Genomic DNA, 19,420 nt, shown 5'->3' on the forward strand with positions numbered 1-19,420 from the left:
AATTCGTGAAAACGATATAACTATACTATTAAAAAAGGGTTTGTTTATCTAAAACAAGCCCTTTTTTCATTATTTTTGAGATCACTCTATAAACACATCGTATAATGAAAAAATTAGCGCTTTGCTTATTAACCCTTTCAATGCTTATGTCTTGTAAAAACGAACAGCAAGAAGAAAAAAAAGAAATCACGGTTAACTACCCGGAAACCAAAAAAGTAGATACGGTATCTAACTATTTTGGAACTGAAATAAAAGATCCATACCGTTGGTTGGAAGATGACATAAGTGCCGAAACTGGTGAATGGGTAACACAACAAAACGAAACAACTTATGGCTATTTAGATAATATTCCGTATCGTGCAGACTTAAAAAACCGCTTAGAAACACTTTGGGATTACGAAAAAGTAGGCGCGCCTTTTAAAGAAGGCAAAAATACTTATTTCTATAAAAATGATGGTATACAAAACCATTATGTAGTCTACAAAAAAGACGGCGATAAAGAGGACGTGTTTTTAGACCCTAACACGTTTTCTAAAGATGGCACAACCTCTTTAGCAGGATTAAGTTTTACTGAAGATGGTACCCTTGCCGCATATTCTATTTCTGAAGGCGGTAGCGATTGGCGCAAAGTAATCGTTATTAAAACAGAAACTAAAGAAGTTATCGAAGACACTCTTCAAGACGTGAAATTTAGTGGTGTGTCGTGGAAAGGAAACGACGGCTTTTACTATTCTAGTTACGACAAACCAAAAGGAAGCGAGTTGACTGCTAAAACAGATCAGCACAAGGTGTATTACCATAAATTAGGAACAGCCCAAAAAGAGGATGTTATTGTTTACGGTGCAACACCTGAAGAAAAACACCGTTATATTACGGCCTCAGTGACTAAAGATCAGAAATACGTAGTGTTATCGGCTGCTGTTTCCACCTCCGGAAACAAACTTTTTATAAAAGATTTAAGTAAACTCGATGCGCCTTTAGTGCCCATTATTAATAACACAGATTCTGATACGCGCTTAGTTGAAAACGTGGGTAGCACACTGTACTTATACACTAATTTAAACGCTTCAAACGGAAAAATTGTGACTGTGGACGCTTCAAATCCTTCAGCAGAAAACTGGAAAGATTTTATTCCTGAAACTAAAAACGTACTATCCATCTCTAAAGGAGGCCATAATTTCTTTGCCGAATATATGGTAGATGCCGTATCAAAAGTAACGCAATACGATTACGATGGTAAGTTAATTCGTGAGGTAGATTTACCAGGCATTGGTACTGTGGGATCTATTGGAGGAGACAAAGAAGAGACAGAATTGTACTATTCCTTTACAAATTACAATACGCCAGGAAGTATTTATAAATATAACGTGGAGACTGGAGAATCTGTAAACTACTGGAAACCATCCATAGATTTTAAAAGTGAAGACTTCGAGTCTAAACAAGTGTTTTACACCTCTAAAGATGGCACGAAAATTCCAATGATTATTACCTACAAAAAAGGTCTTAAATTGGATGGAACCAACCCAACAATGCTATACGGCTATGGCGGTTTCAACATAAGCGTACAACCTAGTTTTAGCATTACAAATGCCGTTTGGTTAGAGCAAGGTGGCGTGTATGCCGTTGCTAATTTACGTGGTGGTGGTGAATATGGTAAAGAATGGCACAAAGCGGGAACGAAAATGCAAAAGCAAAATGTATTTGACGATTTTATCGCTGCCGCGGAATACCTAATCGATAAAAAATACACAACCTCTAAACGCTTAGCGATCTCAGGCCGCTCTAATGGTGGTTTATTGGTTGGCGCTACAATGACGCAACGACCAGACTTAATGGCCGTAGCGCTACCAGGTGTTGGCGTGTTGGATATGTTACGCTACCATACGTTTACTTCAGGGGCCGGTTGGGCTTACGATTATGGAACAGCTGAAGATAGTAAAGAAATGTTCGCATATTTATTGGCATACTCTCCAGTACATAACGTTAAAGAAAACGTAGAATACCCAGCCACTATGGTGTTAACAGGCGATCACGATGATCGTGTGGTACCTGCACATAGTTTTAAATTCGCTGCCGAATTACAAGCGAAACAATTTGGAAGCAATCCGAGATTAATTAGAATTGATGTTAACGCAGGTCATGGGGCAGGAAAACCAGTAGATATGCAAATCGAAGAATGGGCAGATATTTACGGCTTTACCCTTTTTAATATGGGTTACGAAACGTTACCGAGTACACATCAAGAAAATACAAAAAGTTAAGTTTTCTTTTTTATAAATTACCAAACCGCTTGTTTTCAAGCGGTTTTTTTATTCTTATTTTTACACTTAAATTGAGACAATGCTTCAAGTACAACATCTTTCATTTGGCTATACCACAAACCCCATCTTAAAAGACATATCTTTTTCGGCGCAGGCAGGCGATTATATTGCTGTTATTGGAGAAAGTGGCTCTGGAAAAAGCACCCTTTTAAAGCTCATTTACGGAGAGTACGATTTAGATAGTGGGAATTTATCTTGGAACAATGAAGCGATCCTCGGACCAAAATACAATTTAGTAGTTGGTACTGATTTTATGAAATATGTCGCTCAAGAATTCGAACTAATGCCCTTTATTTCGGTTGAAGAAAATATAGGGAAATTCTTGTCTAATTTTTTTCCCGATGAAAAAAAAAGACGTACCGCAGCGCTTTTAGAAGTTGTAGAATTAACTGCGTTTGCCAAAACAAAAGTAAAATTATTAAGTGGCGGACAAAAACAGCGAGTGGCTTTAGCGCGAGCGTTAGCCAAAGCACCCGAAATTATACTATTAGACGAGCCATTTAGTCATATCGATAATTTTAAGAAACAATCGCTAAGACGCAATGTTTTTGAATACTTAAAGAAGCAAAATATCACCTGTATTGTGGCGACGCACGACAAAGAAGATGTTTTAGGTTTTGCCGATAGAATTTTGGTTTTAGACCACGCTAAAATTATTGCCGATAACACCCCTGAAAACCTTTACAAAGCACCAGAAACCGCTTTAATAGCTTCCTTTTTTAGTGAGTTTAGTGTTATAAACGAAAACTTTATTTACGCGCATCAATTGCACGTTGTTGCCCATTCTCCTCTCAAAGCTATAATTACTAACAGCTATTTTAAAGGTGCTTATTATTTACACCGCGCCGATATAAACGGAAACAGTGTGCTTTTCGAGCATCCTTCATCCATAACCATTGGCGAGTCTGTGTGTTTACAGATTACAAAACCTGAATAATAGTACTTTTTATATCCCTAAACACAATACTATCTCCCACTGTTTTACCCATTAATAATTGTCCCATAGGCGTACTTGGAGAAATAGCGTAAAACACCGTGTTATTCCATTCTAAACGTCCCGCACTAATGGCGATGTAGTAATTAACATTCGTTGTAATAACCATACTTCCTAACCGAATCGTAGCACCTATGATTTTTGAATCCATTTTTGAAAGGTGCTCTTGTAGTTTTTGAATTTCAGCCAACTGCTGCCCTGCTTTTTCACGTTCTATTTGAAGCATCGCTCTGCCCGTTTCGTGTTTATCGCCAGCACTACTTTTAGTTTCCGAGGTTAATGACTGCTGAATTTCGAAGATGGTATGTTGAATGGTTTGTCGTTTTGCTTCAATAAACGCGGCACATAAGTTATAAAGCGCTTGTTTAGACTCTTTATTTTGATTCATTGTCAGTTTTAAATTCAAGCCGTCCAAAATAGCCCATTTGTTTAACAATCCAATTTTTTCGTCCTTGAATGTAAGTCGATGCCGGATGTGCACGATAGCGTAACGGACTTGGTAAAATGGAAGCTATAGCAGCAGCTTCATACGTCGTTAATTTAGCAGCCGATTTTTTAAACCAATAGTTGGCGGCGGCTTCTGCACCATAAATGCCATCCCCCATTTCTATACTGTTTAAATACACTTCTAGAATGCGTTCTTTACTCCAAATAATCTCTATTAAAAAGGTGAAATAGACTTCGAAACCTTTACGCACCCAAGTTCGTTGTGGCCAAAGAAAAACGTTTTTTGCCGTTTGCTGACTTATAGAACTAGCGCCTCTACTCTGTTTTCCTTTTTGATTGCGCTCGAAGGCTTTTCCAATCGCTTTGATATCGAAACCATTATGGTTTAAAAAATTTTGGTCTTCACTACAAATTACCGCTAATTGTAACTTTTTGGATATGGCTTCCATAGGCACCCAGTCGTGTTTCCACAACGTTCTGTTAGTCTCCTCGTTTTCGAAATATCGAATAACCATTAAAGGCGTTGCGGGCACAGGCACAAATTTGTACAAAACAACACTGGCGATGGACACTACAAAACACCAAAAAATAAGCTCAAGAAAAAATCGAAATATGCGTTTCATTATGTTGTTAATTCTGCTAACTGTTTACCAATTAAACTACCAATAGCTATTCCCATTCCGCCTAATCTTACGCCGCAATATACGTTATTACTCACTTGTTTTAATAGTGGTTTTTTCTTATTTCCCACGCCCATTATTCCACTCCAACGCATATCAATTTCAAAAGCTGTTGTGGGTAAAATAACTCTTTTTAATAGGCTATCTAAGGTGTTTTGGATTAAAGGTGTTTGTCCGAATCGGGTCGTTTCTTCTGTTTTAAAATCTAAATGTCTGCCGCCGCCAAACAACACGCGATCGTTTATGGTTCTAAAATAGTAATAGCCTTTATCTATATGAAACGTGCCCTTAAAAGGCAAATTTGCTATGGGTTTAGTAATTAACACTTGTGCTCGCGCTGGTTTTACGACATCGGTTTGAAGAATTTTTGACGCAAATCCGTTTGTGGCAATACATACTTTTTGCGATGAAAACTCGAAACTATTTGTTTTTAGGTTTACCTTATTTCCGCAATCGCTTATTACTTCAACCGTAACACTATTTAAAATTTTTATGCCAGAAGCCTGTACTTTATGTAGTAATGTTGTCATTAATTTCCCGGTATTCAACTGACCTTCAAAAGCATTAAATACATAGTGATTTTTAATATTTTCAAATCCGAAGCTATTGTTCTTTACAGAAAACACGGGGGCATTAAAGAGGGGTTTTAATAAAGAATTAATGCTTTCTTTTTTCTGTAAACACGTTTCGTAAGTATTAGTTTCATTGTGCGTAAACAGCTCGTAGCCACCGTAATGTTTGTACCCAATGGCTTGCTCTCCTAACGTGTGTTTTAATAGTTTTAAACCTTCAACACGCTGTGTAATGAGTGCTACAACTTCCTCTTCACTATGGTGCTTTAAATCGTCTAATATTTCGCTTAAACTACCAAAACAAGCAAAGCCTGCATTTTTGGTACTAGCGCCTTGCGGCATTACACCTTGCTCTACAATTAAAATAGTCGCTTTTGGATACTTACTTTTTAAATGTAACGCGCAGGTTAACCCCACGATACCGCTTCCAATAATTGTAAAATCGATGTTGGATAGCCAGCTTTGTCGTTCCCAATAGGATAGATTCATAGCACTAATTTAAGGTATTATTTTTTAAAATTAGGGCATAAAAAAACTCCGAAATTGCTTTCGGAGTTTTACTGTATTACAAAGAAATAGAAATTACTCTACAATAATCTTTTTAGTAAAGGTTCTAGAACCGTCATTTACATTTAATAAATACATTCCAGACTGTACATTCCCTACGTTAATAGTTTCGTTGAATGCTCCAGAATTGTTAAATCCTTGAGTATAAACTGAACGCCCTCTAATATCGAATAACTCTAAAGATACGTTACTAGACGTTGCGTTAAACTTCACATTAAACTCACCGTTATTAGGGTTTGGATAGATTGCAAAATTATTTTCTAATGTGTAGTCGTCTGTACTTAATCCGTCTACAATTTCAATTTGAACTAATAAATTAGGTAAATCACCTCCATTACCATCGTTCATATTTACTCTAAAACCATCTGTATCCGCAACTCCTGATGTTGTTGTATAAGTTACGTCTCCAGCATCTACATTTGCTTGAGTGAATGTTCCATTTACAGCTAAAACAGTACTATTTAAATACACAGAACCTTTCGTTGGTAACTCAGAAACAGTATACATAATATCTCCTACATTTGTAGTATTAGGACTTGTTACTTTTAAATCCGCAGTAGTAATTGTTGCAGAAGATAAAAGATCTACACTAACAACCTCTTGATTTATTCTCTCTGGCGACAGCGTAGCTGCCATTCCATCTTTACAAATTTCTAATTCAACAGTATTAAAAGTCATTGTCGTTGATCCTAGATTAGCGACCATAAATCTCCAAACACCATTCATTTCTTCTCCATCTATTAAGCTCAAAGGCTCTGGTGTAGCAATGTTAGCTGGAGTTGCAGTCCCTGTTAAAGGGTCTGTTCCACATACTATTGGCCCAGCAGCCTCATCATCATATGTCACTTGTATATTAGCACTACCATCACCCCCACAAGGTCCTGCTGCATATAAATATGATCGGGTACCTGATGGACTAATAATAGCCATATGTAAATCGTCTAAAGCAGTGGTTGAAATATCGTATTTTACGTTAACATCTGTAATCGTACCGGAAGCTGATACACTATTATCCAAAAATTCAAATTCCGTAGCGTTTGGCGTTATTGTCTGGTTTAGTGTAAACGTATAAGTATTACATTCATTGCCTTGAGTCGTGTTATAACCGATACCAAAAGTAACGTCATTAATATTAAAGAAAATATTAGTAGATCCTTTAATCATTATTCTACATGATTCAGCTAGGACATCTGGAACCAAAACATCATAACTTCCTGAATTAGGGACTCCAGTTGCTAATGGTGTTGTAAATGTTAATCCTCCATCTGTAGATAACAAAATATCTACATTTTGCTCATTAATTATACCTGTATTTGTACCTGCTACATCCCAAGTTATCGTTTCTGTATTTCCAGGTGACCATGTTGTTGATGTATTTTGAGATGTAACTAAAAACGGACCTGCTGTTGTAGTAACAGTAGCCATCATTGCATCGACAGCTGTTTGTCCTCCATTAGCATCGTTATCTCTAACTGTTAATCTGAAATTCATAGCTCTTTGAACAGAAGATAATTTCTCCCAAGTAGTAGACACACCTCCACTAGCTACAATATCTTGTAATCTAGGGATGTATCGAGTAACGTTTGAAGTTCCTTCGTAAGATCTTACTAAAGGTCCCGTTGCCGTTGTCTCTGTAGGTACTCCTGCAGGTCCTAAATCGTACTGTTCCCAAGTATAAGTATGCGTACTTGTACCATCTGTATCTGTAGACGCCCCTACTAATTGATAAGGAGTAGACATTGGAATAATGTAATCTGATCCTGCACTAGACGTAGGCGCACTGTTTCCTGTAGTTGTTTCATTAGGACACGTACTACTCGCACCTCCACTAATATTATCAAAAATCATTTGTAAACTTTTCTGGTGAAAATAAGTATCACTATTCCCTTGCACGTTTTGAGGCGCACAAATTCCAGCATAGGCCATTATTGTAGATCCACTTCCTGGCTCGTAAGCGTTAGATGCCGATCTGTTATTACCTGCACAGTTACCACCATTACCATTAAATGTATGTGGTGCACCAAATTGGTGACCCATTTCGTGCGCTACATAATCTATGTCGTAAGCATCTCCAACTGGTTGAGGCGATCCGGTAATACCTCTTGCTTTACCTGTTGTACATGGAGAATTCAGTGAAGCTAAACCGCCACCACCTGTACTAAAGGTGTGGCCAATATCATAGTTAGCAGATTGTATGATGTTATCTATAACTGTTTGGCTTTCTGCAATTAATAATGAAGCATTATCATTACTGAAGTTATCATTTCCGATAAAAATAATGTCGTCATTATTAGCAACAAGCGTCATTGTTAACGATAAATCTCTTTCGTAAATTTGGTTGTTTCTGTTAATTGTAACAACAACTGCTGCAAGAACTGCTGCTTTTTTAGAAGCTTCTGAATCTCCTGCTGTTAAACCAGCTGCTTGCCAATGAAAAGCAGAGTATTCGATAGTAGTTGCAACTGCCAATCTATATTCTCTCATCATTCCATCGTTAGCATTTTTTTCTGATTGGTGGTCGAAATTTGAATCCATTTCCACTTCTTCGGAATCATTTTCAAAACCACAGATCCATGTGCTATCTAATGCTGGTAAATCGCGTTTAGCATATACAATGTAATTATCTCCATCTTTAGTAAAAGGATCGATAAACTCTACACCATTATTAATAGACATAGACATGGTGTGCAACCCTTGGTTAGTGATACTAAAACGCATAGTGGTCCCAGGGTAATTTACACTCTCTCCTATATAAGTACGAATTTCTGGGTACTTATTTTGTAAACTTTTTTCCATAACAGACGCTTCCTTTACTCTAAAAGATTCGAAAGTATTATTCGCTGTAGGGAAATCGATAATTACACTTGAAGGCGCAAACGTACTTTTTCTGCTTGGCGCATTCTGAAGTTCGTTTTTTAAAGCCTCAATGTTTAGTGTGTAGAATTGAGCTTTATTGGGCATTGTTTTTCTCAATACCTGTTCTTTCATTTTAGTCTTTGACTGTGATGTTTCATTCCAAAATCCTTTATCTTGCTGAGCAAAACTAGACAATGAAAACAAAACAATCGCTACCAAAATTAAACTATTACGTAAGTAATTGTGTTTCATGTTTTTTTTAATTATATTAATAAGTCTTAAATATACTTTGTAATTCCAAGAATACAAAGTGAAAAAAGTTAAATTATGAAACTACTCTCCTTATTACTCATCTTACTCTTTTTTTCGTGTCATTCTATGAAGAAAACAAACAACAATGAAAACAACAGACCAATTATTAGCAACGAGCAATGCCCTGAAGATGGTGTGTGTACTTTAAACGTTTTAAAACTAAAAACATTAAACGTTAAAACCGATGAATTTGGCAACTCCTATATAGAAATAGTGGATGGTAAAAACAGGCTCTTGGCTTTTGAGTACAAGCGCAACCACATAGAAAATACTGAAGACGATAACTACCAAGAGTTTGTCTATATAGAATTACAGAATACCTTAGAAAACGTTACCCTTGAAAACAGTAACTTACAAGATGTTAAAGTCACTTTTGTGAAATTGTGTTATTGTAAAGGGCAAATGGGCGCCTATAAAGTGAAGAACGGAAAACTTCAGATTAGTAAACTTGAAGCGTCAACCTATCACTTAGAACTTTCCTTTAAGGTAACTGAAGTGTCTCAAATAATAAATAGTATTACTAGAAAATTTTCAATCGCCAATTAATATTCGTTGCGTTTAAAGCAAAAAAAAAAGCGACTTAAAATTAAGTCGCTTTTTAGTTTTTACTCTTCTTCTTCTTTAGGTTTTTCCATTACAAAATCTTCCATAAATTTAGTGGTATAATTTCCAGCTAAATAATCAGGATGATCCATTAATTGTCTATGGAACGGAATGGTTGTTTTTATACCTTCGATAACGAACTCGTCTAAAGCGCGTTTCATTTTATTGATAGCCTCTTCACGAGTTTGCGCTGTTGTAATTAACTTCGCTATCATAGAGTCGTAGTTTGGCGGAATAGAATATCCAGCGTAAACGTGTGTGTCTAAACGAACGCCGTGTCCTCCTGGAGCGTGTAATGTTGTAATTCTTCCTGGCGAAGGTCTAAAATCGTTAAAAGGATCTTCAGCATTAATACGACATTCTATAGAGTGTAATTGCGGTAAATAGTTTTTACCAGAAATTGGCACTCCTGCCGCTACAAGTATTTGCTCTCTAATTAAATCGAAGTCAATAACTTGTTCTGTAATGGGGTGTTCTACTTGAATACGGGTATTCATTTCCATAAAGTAGAAGTTTCTGTGTTTATCTACAAGAAACTCTACAGTACCAGCACCTTCATACTTAATGTATTCTGCTGCCTTAACCGCAGCATCACCCATTTTTTTTCTAAGCTTATCGGTCATAAAAGGAGAAGGCACTTCTTCTGTTAACTTTTGATGACGACGTTGAATAGAACAATCACGTTCTGATAAATGGCAGGCTGTTCCAGTAGAATCGCCTACAATCTGTATTTCAATATGTCTTGGCTCTTCAATCAGTTTCTCGATATACATATCGTCGTTTCCGAAGGCCGCTTTAGATTCGTATCGCGCAGAATCCCAAGCATTTTTTAATTCTTCTTCTTTCCAAACGGCACGCATACCTTTACCACCACCACCGGCAGTAGCTTTAAGCATTATTGGGTAGCCTGTTTGTTTGGCAATTTTAATACACTCTTTAAAATCTTTAATAATGCCTTCACTTCCTGGCACACAAGGTACTCCAGCCTCTAACATTGTTGTTTTGGCCGAGGCTTTGTCTCCCATTCGCTCGATCATTTCAGATGAAGCACCAATAAATTTAATATTGTTCTCTTCACAGATTTTCGAAAACTTAGCGTTTTCAGATAAAAATCCGTACCCTGGATGAATAGCATCTGCATTAGTTATTTCGGCAGCGGCTATAATGTTAGACATTTTTAAATAAGAGTCTGCACTTGGTGGTGGCCCAATACATACAGCTTCATCTGCAAATTTAACGTGTAAACTTTCGGCATCTGCAGTAGAATAAACAGCTACAGTTTTAATCCCCATTTCTTTACAAGTTCTAATAACACGAAGTGCTATTTCCCCTCTATTTGCAATTAGTATTTTTTTAAACATAACGTTTTATATTAAAAATTTCAAATTCCAATCGTTTTTAACGACAAGATCTCATACCAAAAAATGATTTGGATTTATGGATATTGTATTGGAATTTTTAAATGGTTATGACGGATCTACTAAAAATAACGGTTGATCAAATTCTACTGGAGAAGAATCGTCTACTAATATCTTAACAACTTTACCTGATACTTCAGATTCGATTTCGTTAAATAATTTCATCGCTTCAATAATACAAAGCACATCGCCCTCTGCAATATTTTGACCTACCTCAACAAATAAAGGTTTGTCTGGCGACGGTTTTCTATAAAATGTCCCAATAATTGGAGATTTTATAGTAATATATTTAGAATCTTCCGATGGTGTTACAGGAGCTGCTTCTGCTGGAGCTGCTTGCTGTTGTGGTGCATTTGGCATTTGCATATGAGGCATTTGCGCAGACATAGGAACTTGTTGTACTATTGTTGTTTCTGAATCAGACCCTGTTTTTATAGTGATTTTAACATCGTCTAATTCTAATTTAACTTCACTTGCACCAGATTTAGCAACAAATTTGATTAAGTTTTGAATATCTTTTAAATCCATAATATTTAGCTATTAAATTTCTTGAGTTTGTTTATGTTAAGAATTGTAAGCCCATTTTAAGTAAATAGAACCCCAAGTAAATCCTCCTCCAAAGGCAGCAAAAACTAAATTATCGCCTTTTTTAAGTTGTAATTCGTAATCGTTTAGAAGTAATGGTAATGTTGCAGATGTGGTGTTACCATACTTTTGTATGTTGGTCATAACCTTTTCAGGACTTATTTCAATTCTATTTGCAGTAGCATCAATAATACGCTTATTAGCTTGATGTACCACTAACCAGTCTATATCTTCCTTGGCTAACTTTGTTTTAGCTAGAATTTTTTCTGCTGCGTCTGCCATATTAAATACGGCATTTCTAAAGACTGTTTTTCCTTCTTGAAATACAAATTGTTGCCCTTTTTCTAACGCTTCGGGCGTTGTCGGGTAAGACGATCCTCCGTAAGTAGCTTGTAAGAAATCTCTACCAGCGCCGTCGCTTCTTAAGTACTCGTCTTGAAGACCTAAACCTTCTTGATTAGGTTCGAATAAAACGGCTCCTGCGCCATCACCAAAAATAATACAAGTCGCTCTGTCTTCGTAATTAATCATAGAAGACATTTTATCTGCTCCTATTAATAAAACGCTTTTGTATTTTCCAGATTCTATGTAGGCTGATGCTGTAGACATCCCAAAAAGGAAGCTTGAACATGCGGCTTCTAAATCGTATGAAAAGGCATTAACTGCTCCAATTTCGGAGGCCGTATAAGCGGCTGTAGAAGCGGCTTTCATATCTGGAGTGGCTGTTGCTACTATTACTAAGTCGATATCTTCCGGGTTTATTCCTTTTTTATCTATTAGGTTTTGAGCGGCTTTAATAGCAAGATAGGACGTACCTAATCCTTCGCCTTTTAGAATTCTACGCTCTTTAATTCCAGTTCTCGTAGTAATCCATTCATCGTTTGTATCCACCAATGTTTCAAGAATTTTATTGGTTAACACATAGTCTGGCACATAAGCGCCTACAGCTGTAATTGCTGCTGATATTTTACTCATACTTTTTTAAGTTAATTTGACCAAATGCGTTCAAGATCGTCTAAAAGTGGCGCTATCTTAATAAAATTAATCAATTCAGGCCAATGTTACACAAATAAAGTTGTTTTTAACGCCAAAAGAAAGCTAATAACAAAAAAAACGCTCACAAGTGAGCGTTTTTCTATATGCATGCATAGTAAATTATGCCATATTTTCTTCAGAAACTGAGTTATCAATTAAAACTTGACCTCTGTGGTATAATTTACCTTCAAACCAGTGTGCTCTATGATATAAGTGAGCCTCTCCTGTAGTTGGGCAAGTCGCAACTTGTGGCGCAGTTGCTTTGTAATGTGTTCTTCTTTTATCTCTTCTTGTTTTCGAGATTTTTCTCTTAGGATGTGCCATTTTCTATTTTATTTATCCGTTAATAGTTGCTTTAATGTATTCCAGCGAGGGTCTGACTCCTCTTGGTCTTTCTTTATGTCCTTTATTTTAGGACTTAATTCTTCTAATTTATTAAGTATGTCTGAGTCTAGCGTTCCGTCTTCAACCCCTGGGTGAATTCGTTTTAAAGGCAGAGACAAAACAATTAATTCATAAATATATTGCTGAATATTAATTTCATATTCTCCGTGAGGTAGAATAAGTATATCTATATTCTCGTCGTTAAACTCTTCACCAAAATTAACTACCAAATCTAAACTGTTCTCTATTTCTTGGTCGTAAGGCTCGTTGGTAACGTCACAATTAATATTTACTGTTCCTGCTACTTCAAAGTGCAATTCTAAAAGTGTCGATTTCTTTTGAAAACCAACATCTATCTTTAAATCACTACTATTAAAGTCTTCATACTCAAAATTATCAAAGAACTCTTTTTTAATTTCATAATCAAAATGATGTCTTCCTTCTTTTAAACCTACAAATGGAATTGTAAACTCTTTCAATGTCTTCATTTTCACATCTATTTTGAGCCTGCAAATATACAATTATTTATTAATCTAGCAGACTTATAAACATTTTTTTGTTTATATCTTTCATTTTTTATTTCGTTAACAAATTTAAAACTAATCCCTAAACTAGTTTTTTGGGTTAAATCGCTTACGTTTAGAAACAGCTAACGGGTTTTTGGTTAATGTATTGTATTCGGTTCTGTTTTTAAAGATAGTAATCGCGGTAAAAACAGCCTCTTCAAACGATCCTAAATCGGCGACACCTTTTCCAGCAATCTCATAAGCCGTGCCGTGATCTGGCGATGTACGCACTCTATTTAATCCCGCTGTATAGTTTACACCTTGTCCAAAAGATAATGTTTTAAAGGGAATTAACCCTTGGTCGTGATAAGATGCTATTACCGCATCGAAACTTTTATAATTATTTGATCCAAAAAAGCTATCGGCAGCATACGGGCCAAACACCAACTTGCCGCTTTCTTTAATTTTTTGAAGTGCTGGCCTCATTACCGTGTCGTCTTCACTACCAATAACACCATTGTCTCCTGTATGCGGATTAATACCTAATACGGCTATTTTTGGCTTACTGATTTTAAAATCTTGTATTAACGATTGGTAAACGGTTTCTATTTTACTAGTGATTAATTCTTCAGTAATATGAGAGGCCACATCTTTAACCGGCACGTGGTCGGTTAATAAACCCACTCTTAAAGTATCGGTCACCATAAACATTAAGCTATTACCTTCTAATTCTTGGTTTAAATAATCGGTATGGCCAGGAAATTTAAAGGTATCAGACTGTATATTATGTTTATTTATGGGTGCTGTTACTAACACATCGATAGTTTTATCTTTTAATGCTGCTGTCGCTTCAGACAGTGATTTAATAGCATATTCTCCTATTTTTAAATCCTCTTTACCAAATTGTATAGAGACATTTTCCTTCCAACAGTTTAAGACATTTAACTTATTTGGAGCTATTTGATCGAGTGCATTTATGCTATGAAGCTGCGTTTCTAATTTAAAATGGTTTTTTACAAAACTCATTGTTTTAATGGATGCAAAAATTACTGGTGTACAAAATTCTAACATTCTAGGATCTTCGAACATCTTTAAAACAACCTCAGAACCTATACCATTTAGGTCACCTATAGATATACCCACTATAATATTTTCTTCTTCCCTCATTAGATTTGATAAGTTTTGTTTGTAATTTTACACTCGCAAATTTAACTAAATAATACTTTCAAAACTATGTTCACCGGAATTATTGAGACCATCGGTACGATTACAGATCTAAAAACCGAATTACAGAATTTACATATTACTGTTGACAGCAGTATTGCTTCCGAATTAAAAATAGACCAGAGTGTAGCACATAACGGTGTTTGCTTAACCGTAGTAAGTATTTCTGATACTAATTATACGGTTACAGCAATTAAAGAAACATTAGAAAAAACAACGCTTGGTACTTTAAAGTTAACCGATGCTGTTAATTTAGAACGCGCTATGAAATTGGGAGATCGTCTAGATGGACATCTTGTTCAAGGACATGTAGACCAAATTGCCACTTGTATTGGCGTGATAGAAACTTCTGGAAGTTGGTTGTTTACTTTTAAGTACGACAGCACTCTAAACAATATAACTATAGAAAAAGGATCGATCACTGTTAATGGTGTGAGCTTAACCGTGGTCAATTCTAAAAAAGATGAATTTAGCGTCGCCATAATTCCTTATACTTTCGAGCATACTAATTTTAACACCTTTAAAGAAGGCTCTGTGGTAAACTTAGAATTTGATGTGATTGGCAAATATGTTTCCCGTTTAAATAGCTTAAACCATTAAGTTTTAGCATTTCTAATCTTTTTAAACAGTATAACCTTATAAACACCATATACAATAGCAACGACCAATAGTATAACCAAACCGGTATCTATAGGCAAACCTGGTGGCGGTGGCGGACCGGGAGGAGGAGGTGGTGGTGGATTTTGCGCGAAACTTGTAAAAGTTATAAACACAAAGAACACTAGGGCTATTGATGTTTTTATGTGTATCATATTTAGTTTGTAAATGTACAAAAAACTACCTATTAAATAAATATTTCGTTTTTATTTAACAATTTACCGATACAATTCGTTTATTTAATTAGTAAATAAGGTTGTTTATATAAATCTATGAGATTTTATACACCCTCAAGGAAACCCAAACTTAACTAATTTTTAATTACTTTTTCGAAATTCCGTAAGAATTTAAGACGTCATTAATAATAGTTGTAGCATTAACGATACAGATGGTCTAAAACATCTAAGACTTCCAGACGCTTTATAACCCACACAAGTATCTTCTCTTAATTTTTTAGCATTACGTACCCGCCGTCTATTTTTATAAACGCTTCAATATATCGTAAGTGGATGAAAAGACTATTATAAATGCTTAAGACAGCGTACCGTTTTAGTAAAGTAGCGAAGTATCTTAATTCTTCAATAGTAATTACTCCCGTTTTAGATAGAGGTGCAATATGTTCATTAATTACCGCTATAGCACTCAATACATAACCCGTTTTTGTTTTTTGCTGTTGCAACGAAAACCTCCAAAACCATTGCCTTTAATTTGACCGTATAAAAACCCCCTTTTAGTATCTAATGAAATACTCAGTTGTCCTTTAGTGTGTTCTTTTAAATTACCGTGACACACCGCTTGTGGCATTGCGTTGCTGTAAAATCGCGGAATGTTACAGTACCAGCTAATGCATATCTCATAGCTTTAGATGCCGAAATATATTTAACTTATTTAAGAAAATTCGTTTGTAGCCATTAAAATAAGTACGGCTAGACTACTCATACCGTTCAATTATTTGAATGTTATTATTATTTTATACGCCAGATGTAACAGGACACTACAGTGTAATCGTTGTGGTTTTAGTATTCGTAAGTTATCAATTATCGTTCATTGTTTATAAAGTGTTTGGGGATGGTGAATAAAGATTGGGGTTTTTACTACATTTAATAAAAACTAAACTTATGCGTCATTATTTGTTTTTGATTCTTTTGTTGATTCTAGTTCCAACCGTATACAGTCAGGAGGTATTTATTACAGATGAAGCATCGCAAGCGGATTTCGTAATTTACATTACTGAAGATACTTCTGATGCCGATTGGGTAATACTAAAAACAGATTGGAGACATCAAGCAATGGAAGGGAAATGGTTTTTTACGGATTGGCAAAATGATGCCGATTTAGTTCTTTGTATTACTGCAGATAAATTTAAAGCTGATAAAATTGTTTTTTATACCCAATGGAGTACGGCTATTATATTTGAATGGAAAGAGGATTAGAACGAGAGTGAAGAGCTGTTCTAAAACTCTGTTTAAAAATTATTAACCTCGAGCCAAACATAATAATCGGAAAACCGTCGGAAAAAAAGCAACAAAAACAGATTTCTCTATAAGATTTGCAGCTACTGTGACACTACTTCAGAACCTCTTGACTGCACTCTATATGGACTTCTCGCCCTTTAAAATTAAGGTATAAAAAAAGACCTTAGTACAATACTAAAGTCTTTTTTATTCTAGAAAGTGGTCCCACTTGTTTCCGAACTCTTTAATTTTCAAGATGTCAATACAACCCCAAAACATTGAAAAAACCCTTTATTATTAATGCTTTCAAAAGGTTCTAATAGTTTTTTATATTAGGCTAAAGTAAGATAAATTAATATAAATTAAGTCAAAATCGGGAAAATGTCGGGAAAATAACTATTTTTGAAAGTTCAATGTAGATTATGAAAGCACGTTTTTTTACTAAAAATTCTAAAGGCACTCAAAGCGTCTACGTTCGTGTTTACCATGGTAAAGATTTTGACTCTAGTGCAAGTACTGGAATCGTTTTACCTAAAAACGAATTTAGCAACCCATACCAAAAAATTAAAGCTACATCTTTACTTAAAAACAAAGACTTAATCAACAACAGACTTTTAAAGCTAAACGAATACTTATGCGAGTGTTATAACGAAACGATGATGTTCGATAACGATTTCCATAAAGATTGGCTTAAAGATAGAATAAACACTTTTTTCAATCGAGTAAAAACAGACGATAACTATAAAAAATACTTAACGTCTTGGGCAGAGGTTTTTAATGAGACAGAAACCTTTAATAAAGAAACTGGTTTACCTTTATCTACCGGCACAATTAAAAAGTATAAAAGTGCTCTTAATTGTTTTATTTCTTTTGAGGAGCATATCAATAAAAAATTTCTTTTAAAAAATATCAATCAAGAGTTTTATAAAACCTTTGTTGATTACTGCTCTAACGTGCAAGGCTATACTAGAAATACTACTGGAGGGTATGTCAAAACTTTAAAATCGTGGCTTAAAGAAGCTAATAAAAAAGGTTTTTGCAATGTTGATTTTACAGAGTTTAAAGTAATTACAAACCTTACAAACGATGTTTATCTCAACGAAAAAGAAATAGACATAATCTACAACCATAATTTTAAAGAAAATGAGAGATTAGCAAATACCAGGGACTTATTAATTATTGGTGTTTATACTGGTTTAAGAGTTTCAGATTTTATGAGTTTAAACCCTAAAAATATTATTGATAATAATATTGAAATTCTAACACAAAAAACCAAAACAACAGTAATTATTCCTTTACATCCTAGAGTAGAAGAAATTTTAAAACGTAATAAAGGAGAGTTTCCGAGAACTATTTCAGACCAAAAATTCAACGAATATGTAAAAGAAGTTTGTAAGGAAGTAGGCATAAACGAAAAAGTAGAGGGCGGAAAAATGAACTCTGAAACCAAACGAAAAGAGTATAAGGTTTTTGAAAAACACGAATTAATATCCTCTCACACGTGTAGGCGTTCATTTGCAACCAACCTATACGGAAAACTTGACAACCTAACCATTATGGGTATTACAGGACATAAAACAGAAGCCGAGTTTTTAAAATATATTAAAATAACTCCTAGACAAAATGCTGATATGCTAAAAGCGTACTGGAACAGACAAAAAACAAATAAATAATGAGGTTTATAAATAGATATAGAGGTTTTTTAAAAGAGGATGGCTTTGATACGGTAAATCGTGAACTTTTCTATTTAATGCTAGAAAAAGAAGTCCTTTTTGAAATACATAGTTTAAAAGGAATTTATAGAAATGTTGATGCCGATAAATTCACTCTACTATATGAGGGTAAATATTATTACTTAAATCAAGATATTTTACGTGATTTATATATTATTATTGAAAACACTCTGGATAGTCGTGTTTACAGCAGAATAATATATGAGAAAATTAATGAAATTGAAAAAAAAGCTTTTGCAAAAACAACAGAAAAAGAAAAATTAAAAACATTACAAAAACAGAGAGAGAAAATAGTCAAGTCCATAGATTGTATAAAAAGCTTTAAACAATTTATAAAGAATTATGATAATCCAACATTCGATTTCAATCGAGATTGGACGGATCAAGATGTTTTTTGTTGGGTTTGTAATATTATGTATAATCTTGAACAGGATGAAAAAACTATTATAAAATATCTAACAAACAGTAAAATTTCATTTAATAAAACAAGTGATGAAAAAGATAGCTTACTTAGCATAGCACACCCTATTAATATACAATGGAAAAACTTCATTAAAACTAAGAAAATTTTAGATTTTATTGATAGAGAAATTAATAAGAATAAAATAGAAAAAACTACTCCTGTAAAGTTTAATAGAAAAGGAGATGCGGCATTGTACGAAGTACTTTTTATAGACGTTCTAAGAAAAGAAAAAAAAGAATCTCACTACTCAGACAAAAAGATGCCAACTTATTTAAATCTTTTGACTAAGAACTTCAACAAAGAAATAGAACTACAACTAGATGAATTGAAAGCCTTAGTACACCTTTCAGAAAAGGAATATTTAAGTTTTAATTATTCAGAACTTGGTAGAAAAATAAATATGATTACCGAAACTAATGAAGAAAATCTAAGAAAAGCTGCTGTAATTATTCTAAAAAAACCAAACAAAAAATTAACAAAGATTCAAGAAAAATATTTTGCTGACCATCAAGCCATTGTAACGAATATACAAGATATGATTCGGAAAGTCGGATAATACTTGGGTAAACCCTGAGTAATCCAACCCAACAAACAACATTAAGTCAAGTT

General features: G+C 34.7%; 19 protein-coding genes. 7 read left to right on the plus strand and 12 right to left on the minus strand.

The features are described from left to right. The first annotated feature begins 104 nt into the window (after positions 1–104). Positions 105–2,261: a prolyl oligopeptidase family serine peptidase gene (locus ES677_RS04325; protein ID WP_148380524.1), complete on the plus strand. Its 2,157-nt coding sequence runs from the start codon at positions 105–107 to the stop codon at positions 2,259–2,261. 79 nt (positions 2,262–2,340) lie between these two features. Next, positions 2,341–3,258, plus strand: coding sequence for an ABC transporter ATP-binding protein (locus tag ES677_RS04330; RefSeq protein WP_148380525.1), 918 nt, complete (start codon positions 2,341–2,343; stop codon positions 3,256–3,258). On the opposite strand, the gene ES677_RS04335 is transcribed toward ES677_RS04330, so the two are convergent. The 4 genes from ES677_RS04335 to ES677_RS04350 all read right to left on the minus strand — a co-directional run bounded on the left by ES677_RS04335 (position 3,242) and on the right by ES677_RS04350 (position 8,689). Continuing rightward, entirely contained in the window at positions 3,242–3,703 is a 462-nt protein-coding gene (locus ES677_RS04335; protein WP_148369813.1) for a 3-oxoacyl-ACP synthase, read from the minus strand. The two genes, ES677_RS04330 and ES677_RS04335, sit on opposite strands and share 17 nt — an antisense overlap. Then, a complete protein-coding gene (mtgA, locus tag ES677_RS04340; protein ID WP_148380526.1) occupies positions 3,690–4,385 on the minus strand; it encodes a monofunctional biosynthetic peptidoglycan transglycosylase in 696 nt (231 codons plus the stop codon). Before mtgA ends, ES677_RS04335 begins: the two co-directional genes overlap by 14 nt. After that, on the minus strand, positions 4,385–5,503 hold the full coding sequence (locus ES677_RS04345) for an NAD(P)/FAD-dependent oxidoreductase (protein ID WP_148380527.1): 1,119 nt from the start codon (positions 5,501–5,503) through the stop codon (positions 4,385–4,387). The genes mtgA and ES677_RS04345 overlap by 1 nt, the downstream gene beginning before the upstream one ends. Positions 5,504–5,596: 93 nt before the next feature. Next, entirely contained in the window at positions 5,597–8,689 is a 3,093-nt protein-coding gene (locus ES677_RS04350) for a reprolysin-like metallopeptidase (protein ID WP_148380528.1), read from the minus strand. Between the two features lie 75 nt (positions 8,690–8,764). Here ES677_RS04350 and ES677_RS04355 point away from each other — a divergent pair, with 75 nt between their 5' ends. Beyond that, on the plus strand, positions 8,765–9,295 hold the full coding sequence (locus ES677_RS04355) for a hypothetical protein (RefSeq protein WP_148380529.1): 531 nt from the start codon (positions 8,765–8,767) through the stop codon (positions 9,293–9,295). Between the two features lie 59 nt (positions 9,296–9,354). Here ES677_RS04355 and accC read toward each other — a convergent pair whose 3' ends face one another. The 6 genes from accC to pdxA form a co-directional block, all read right to left on the minus strand. After that, entirely contained in the window at positions 9,355–10,713 is a 1,359-nt protein-coding gene (gene accC / locus ES677_RS04360; protein WP_148369818.1) for an acetyl-CoA carboxylase biotin carboxylase subunit, read from the minus strand. Between the two features lie 105 nt (positions 10,714–10,818). Continuing rightward, complete coding sequence (gene accB / locus ES677_RS04365) at positions 10,819–11,298, minus strand: acetyl-CoA carboxylase biotin carboxyl carrier protein (RefSeq protein WP_148369819.1); 480 nt, start codon at positions 11,296–11,298, stop codon at positions 10,819–10,821. 36 nt (positions 11,299–11,334) lie between these two features. After that, on the minus strand, positions 11,335–12,330 hold the full coding sequence (locus ES677_RS04370; RefSeq protein ID WP_148380530.1) for a beta-ketoacyl-ACP synthase III: 996 nt from the start codon (positions 12,328–12,330) through the stop codon (positions 11,335–11,337). 180 nt (positions 12,331–12,510) lie between these two features. Then, positions 12,511–12,714 carry a 50S ribosomal protein L32 gene (rpmF, locus tag ES677_RS04375; protein ID WP_092131952.1) on the minus strand — a complete coding sequence of 68 codons (204 nt, stop codon included), beginning with the start codon at positions 12,712–12,714 and terminating at the stop codon, positions 12,511–12,513. A gap of 8 nt (positions 12,715–12,722) precedes the next feature. Next, positions 12,723–13,262, minus strand: coding sequence for a YceD family protein (locus ES677_RS04380; protein WP_148369821.1), 540 nt, complete (start codon positions 13,260–13,262; stop codon positions 12,723–12,725). Positions 13,263–13,385: 123 nt separating this feature from the next. Further along, the gene (gene pdxA / locus ES677_RS04385; RefSeq protein WP_148380531.1) at positions 13,386–14,447 is read right to left on the minus strand and encodes a 4-hydroxythreonine-4-phosphate dehydrogenase PdxA; all 1,062 of its coding nucleotides are present in this window, start codon (positions 14,445–14,447) and stop codon (positions 13,386–13,388) included. 66 nt (positions 14,448–14,513) lie between these two features. Here pdxA and ES677_RS04390 point away from each other — a divergent pair, with 66 nt between their 5' ends. After that, positions 14,514–15,104 (plus strand): riboflavin synthase, encoded by a 591-nt coding sequence (locus ES677_RS04390; RefSeq protein ID WP_148380532.1) that lies wholly within the window; start codon positions 14,514–14,516, stop codon positions 15,102–15,104. Here the strand turns inward: ES677_RS04390 and ES677_RS04395 are convergent. Continuing rightward, positions 15,101–15,316, minus strand: coding sequence for a PID-CTERM protein-sorting domain-containing protein (locus ES677_RS04395; protein ID WP_148369824.1), 216 nt, complete (start codon positions 15,314–15,316; stop codon positions 15,101–15,103). The genes ES677_RS04390 and ES677_RS04395 overlap by 4 nt on opposite strands. Positions 15,317–15,606: 290 nt before the next feature. Further along, positions 15,607–15,807 carry a hypothetical protein gene (locus ES677_RS04400; protein ID WP_148380533.1) on the minus strand — a complete coding sequence of 67 codons (201 nt, stop codon included), beginning with the start codon at positions 15,805–15,807 and terminating at the stop codon, positions 15,607–15,609. 472 nt (positions 15,808–16,279) lie between these two features. On the opposite strand from ES677_RS04400, the gene ES677_RS04405 reads away from it, so the two are divergent. From ES677_RS04405 to ES677_RS04415, 3 genes are all read left to right on the plus strand, one after another. Then, positions 16,280–16,594, plus strand: a complete 315-nt coding sequence (locus tag ES677_RS04405) for a DUF6150 family protein (RefSeq protein WP_148380534.1) — start codon at positions 16,280–16,282, stop codon at positions 16,592–16,594. A 443-nt stretch (positions 16,595–17,037) separates the two neighbouring features. Continuing rightward, entirely contained in the window at positions 17,038–18,288 is a 1,251-nt protein-coding gene (locus tag ES677_RS04410; RefSeq protein WP_148380535.1) for a site-specific integrase, read from the plus strand. Then, positions 18,288–19,367: a hypothetical protein gene (locus ES677_RS04415; protein ID WP_148380536.1), complete on the plus strand. Its 1,080-nt coding sequence runs from the start codon at positions 18,288–18,290 to the stop codon at positions 19,365–19,367. The genes ES677_RS04410 and ES677_RS04415 overlap by 1 nt, the downstream gene beginning before the upstream one ends. Positions 19,368–19,420 lie beyond the last annotated feature (53 nt).

The sequence above is a fragment of the Bizionia gelidisalsuginis genome, from assembly GCF_008086185.1.
Lineage (GTDB): Bacteria > Bacteroidota > Bacteroidia > Flavobacteriales > Flavobacteriaceae > Bizionia > Bizionia saleffrena.

What these genes read in the sequence shown, in the direction of transcription:
- ES677_RS04325 (WP_148380524.1), top strand. Translation starts at nt 105, where the DNA reads ATGAAAAAATTAGCGCTTTGCTTATTAACCCTTTCAATGCTTATGTCT.
- ES677_RS04330 (WP_148380525.1), top strand. Translation starts at nt 2,341, where the DNA reads ATGCTTCAAGTACAACATCTTTCATTTGGCTATACCACAAACCCCATC.
- ES677_RS04335 (WP_148369813.1), bottom strand. Translation starts at nt 3,703, where the DNA reads ATGAATCAAAATAAAGAGTCTAAACAAGCGCTTTATAACTTATGTGCC.
- mtgA (WP_148380526.1), bottom strand. Translation starts at nt 4,385, where the DNA reads ATGAAACGCATATTTCGATTTTTTCTTGAGCTTATTTTTTGGTGTTTT.
- ES677_RS04345 (WP_148380527.1), bottom strand. Translation starts at nt 5,503, where the DNA reads ATGAATCTATCCTATTGGGAACGACAAAGCTGGCTATCCAACATCGAT.
- ES677_RS04350 (WP_148380528.1), bottom strand. Translation starts at nt 8,689, where the DNA reads ATGAAACACAATTACTTACGTAATAGTTTAATTTTGGTAGCGATTGTT.
- ES677_RS04355 (WP_148380529.1), top strand. Translation starts at nt 8,765, where the DNA reads ATGAAACTACTCTCCTTATTACTCATCTTACTCTTTTTTTCGTGTCAT.
- accC (WP_148369818.1), bottom strand. Translation starts at nt 10,713, where the DNA reads ATGTTTAAAAAAATACTAATTGCAAATAGAGGGGAAATAGCACTTCGT.
- accB (WP_148369819.1), bottom strand. Translation starts at nt 11,298, where the DNA reads ATGGATTTAAAAGATATTCAAAACTTAATCAAATTTGTTGCTAAATCT.
- ES677_RS04370 (WP_148380530.1), bottom strand. Translation starts at nt 12,330, where the DNA reads ATGAGTAAAATATCAGCAGCAATTACAGCTGTAGGCGCTTATGTGCCA.
- rpmF (WP_092131952.1), bottom strand. Translation starts at nt 12,714, where the DNA reads ATGGCACATCCTAAGAGAAAAATCTCGAAAACAAGAAGAGATAAAAGA.
- ES677_RS04380 (WP_148369821.1), bottom strand. Translation starts at nt 13,262, where the DNA reads ATGAAGACATTGAAAGAGTTTACAATTCCATTTGTAGGTTTAAAAGAA.
- pdxA (WP_148380531.1), bottom strand. Translation starts at nt 14,447, where the DNA reads ATGAGGGAAGAAGAAAATATTATAGTGGGTATATCTATAGGTGACCTA.
- ES677_RS04390 (WP_148380532.1), top strand. Translation starts at nt 14,514, where the DNA reads ATGTTCACCGGAATTATTGAGACCATCGGTACGATTACAGATCTAAAA.
- ES677_RS04395 (WP_148369824.1), bottom strand. Translation starts at nt 15,316, where the DNA reads ATGATACACATAAAAACATCAATAGCCCTAGTGTTCTTTGTGTTTATA.
- ES677_RS04405 (WP_148380534.1), top strand. Translation starts at nt 16,280, where the DNA reads ATGCGTCATTATTTGTTTTTGATTCTTTTGTTGATTCTAGTTCCAACC.
- ES677_RS04410 (WP_148380535.1), top strand. Translation starts at nt 17,038, where the DNA reads ATGAAAGCACGTTTTTTTACTAAAAATTCTAAAGGCACTCAAAGCGTC.
- ES677_RS04415 (WP_148380536.1), top strand. Translation starts at nt 18,288, where the DNA reads ATGAGGTTTATAAATAGATATAGAGGTTTTTTAAAAGAGGATGGCTTT.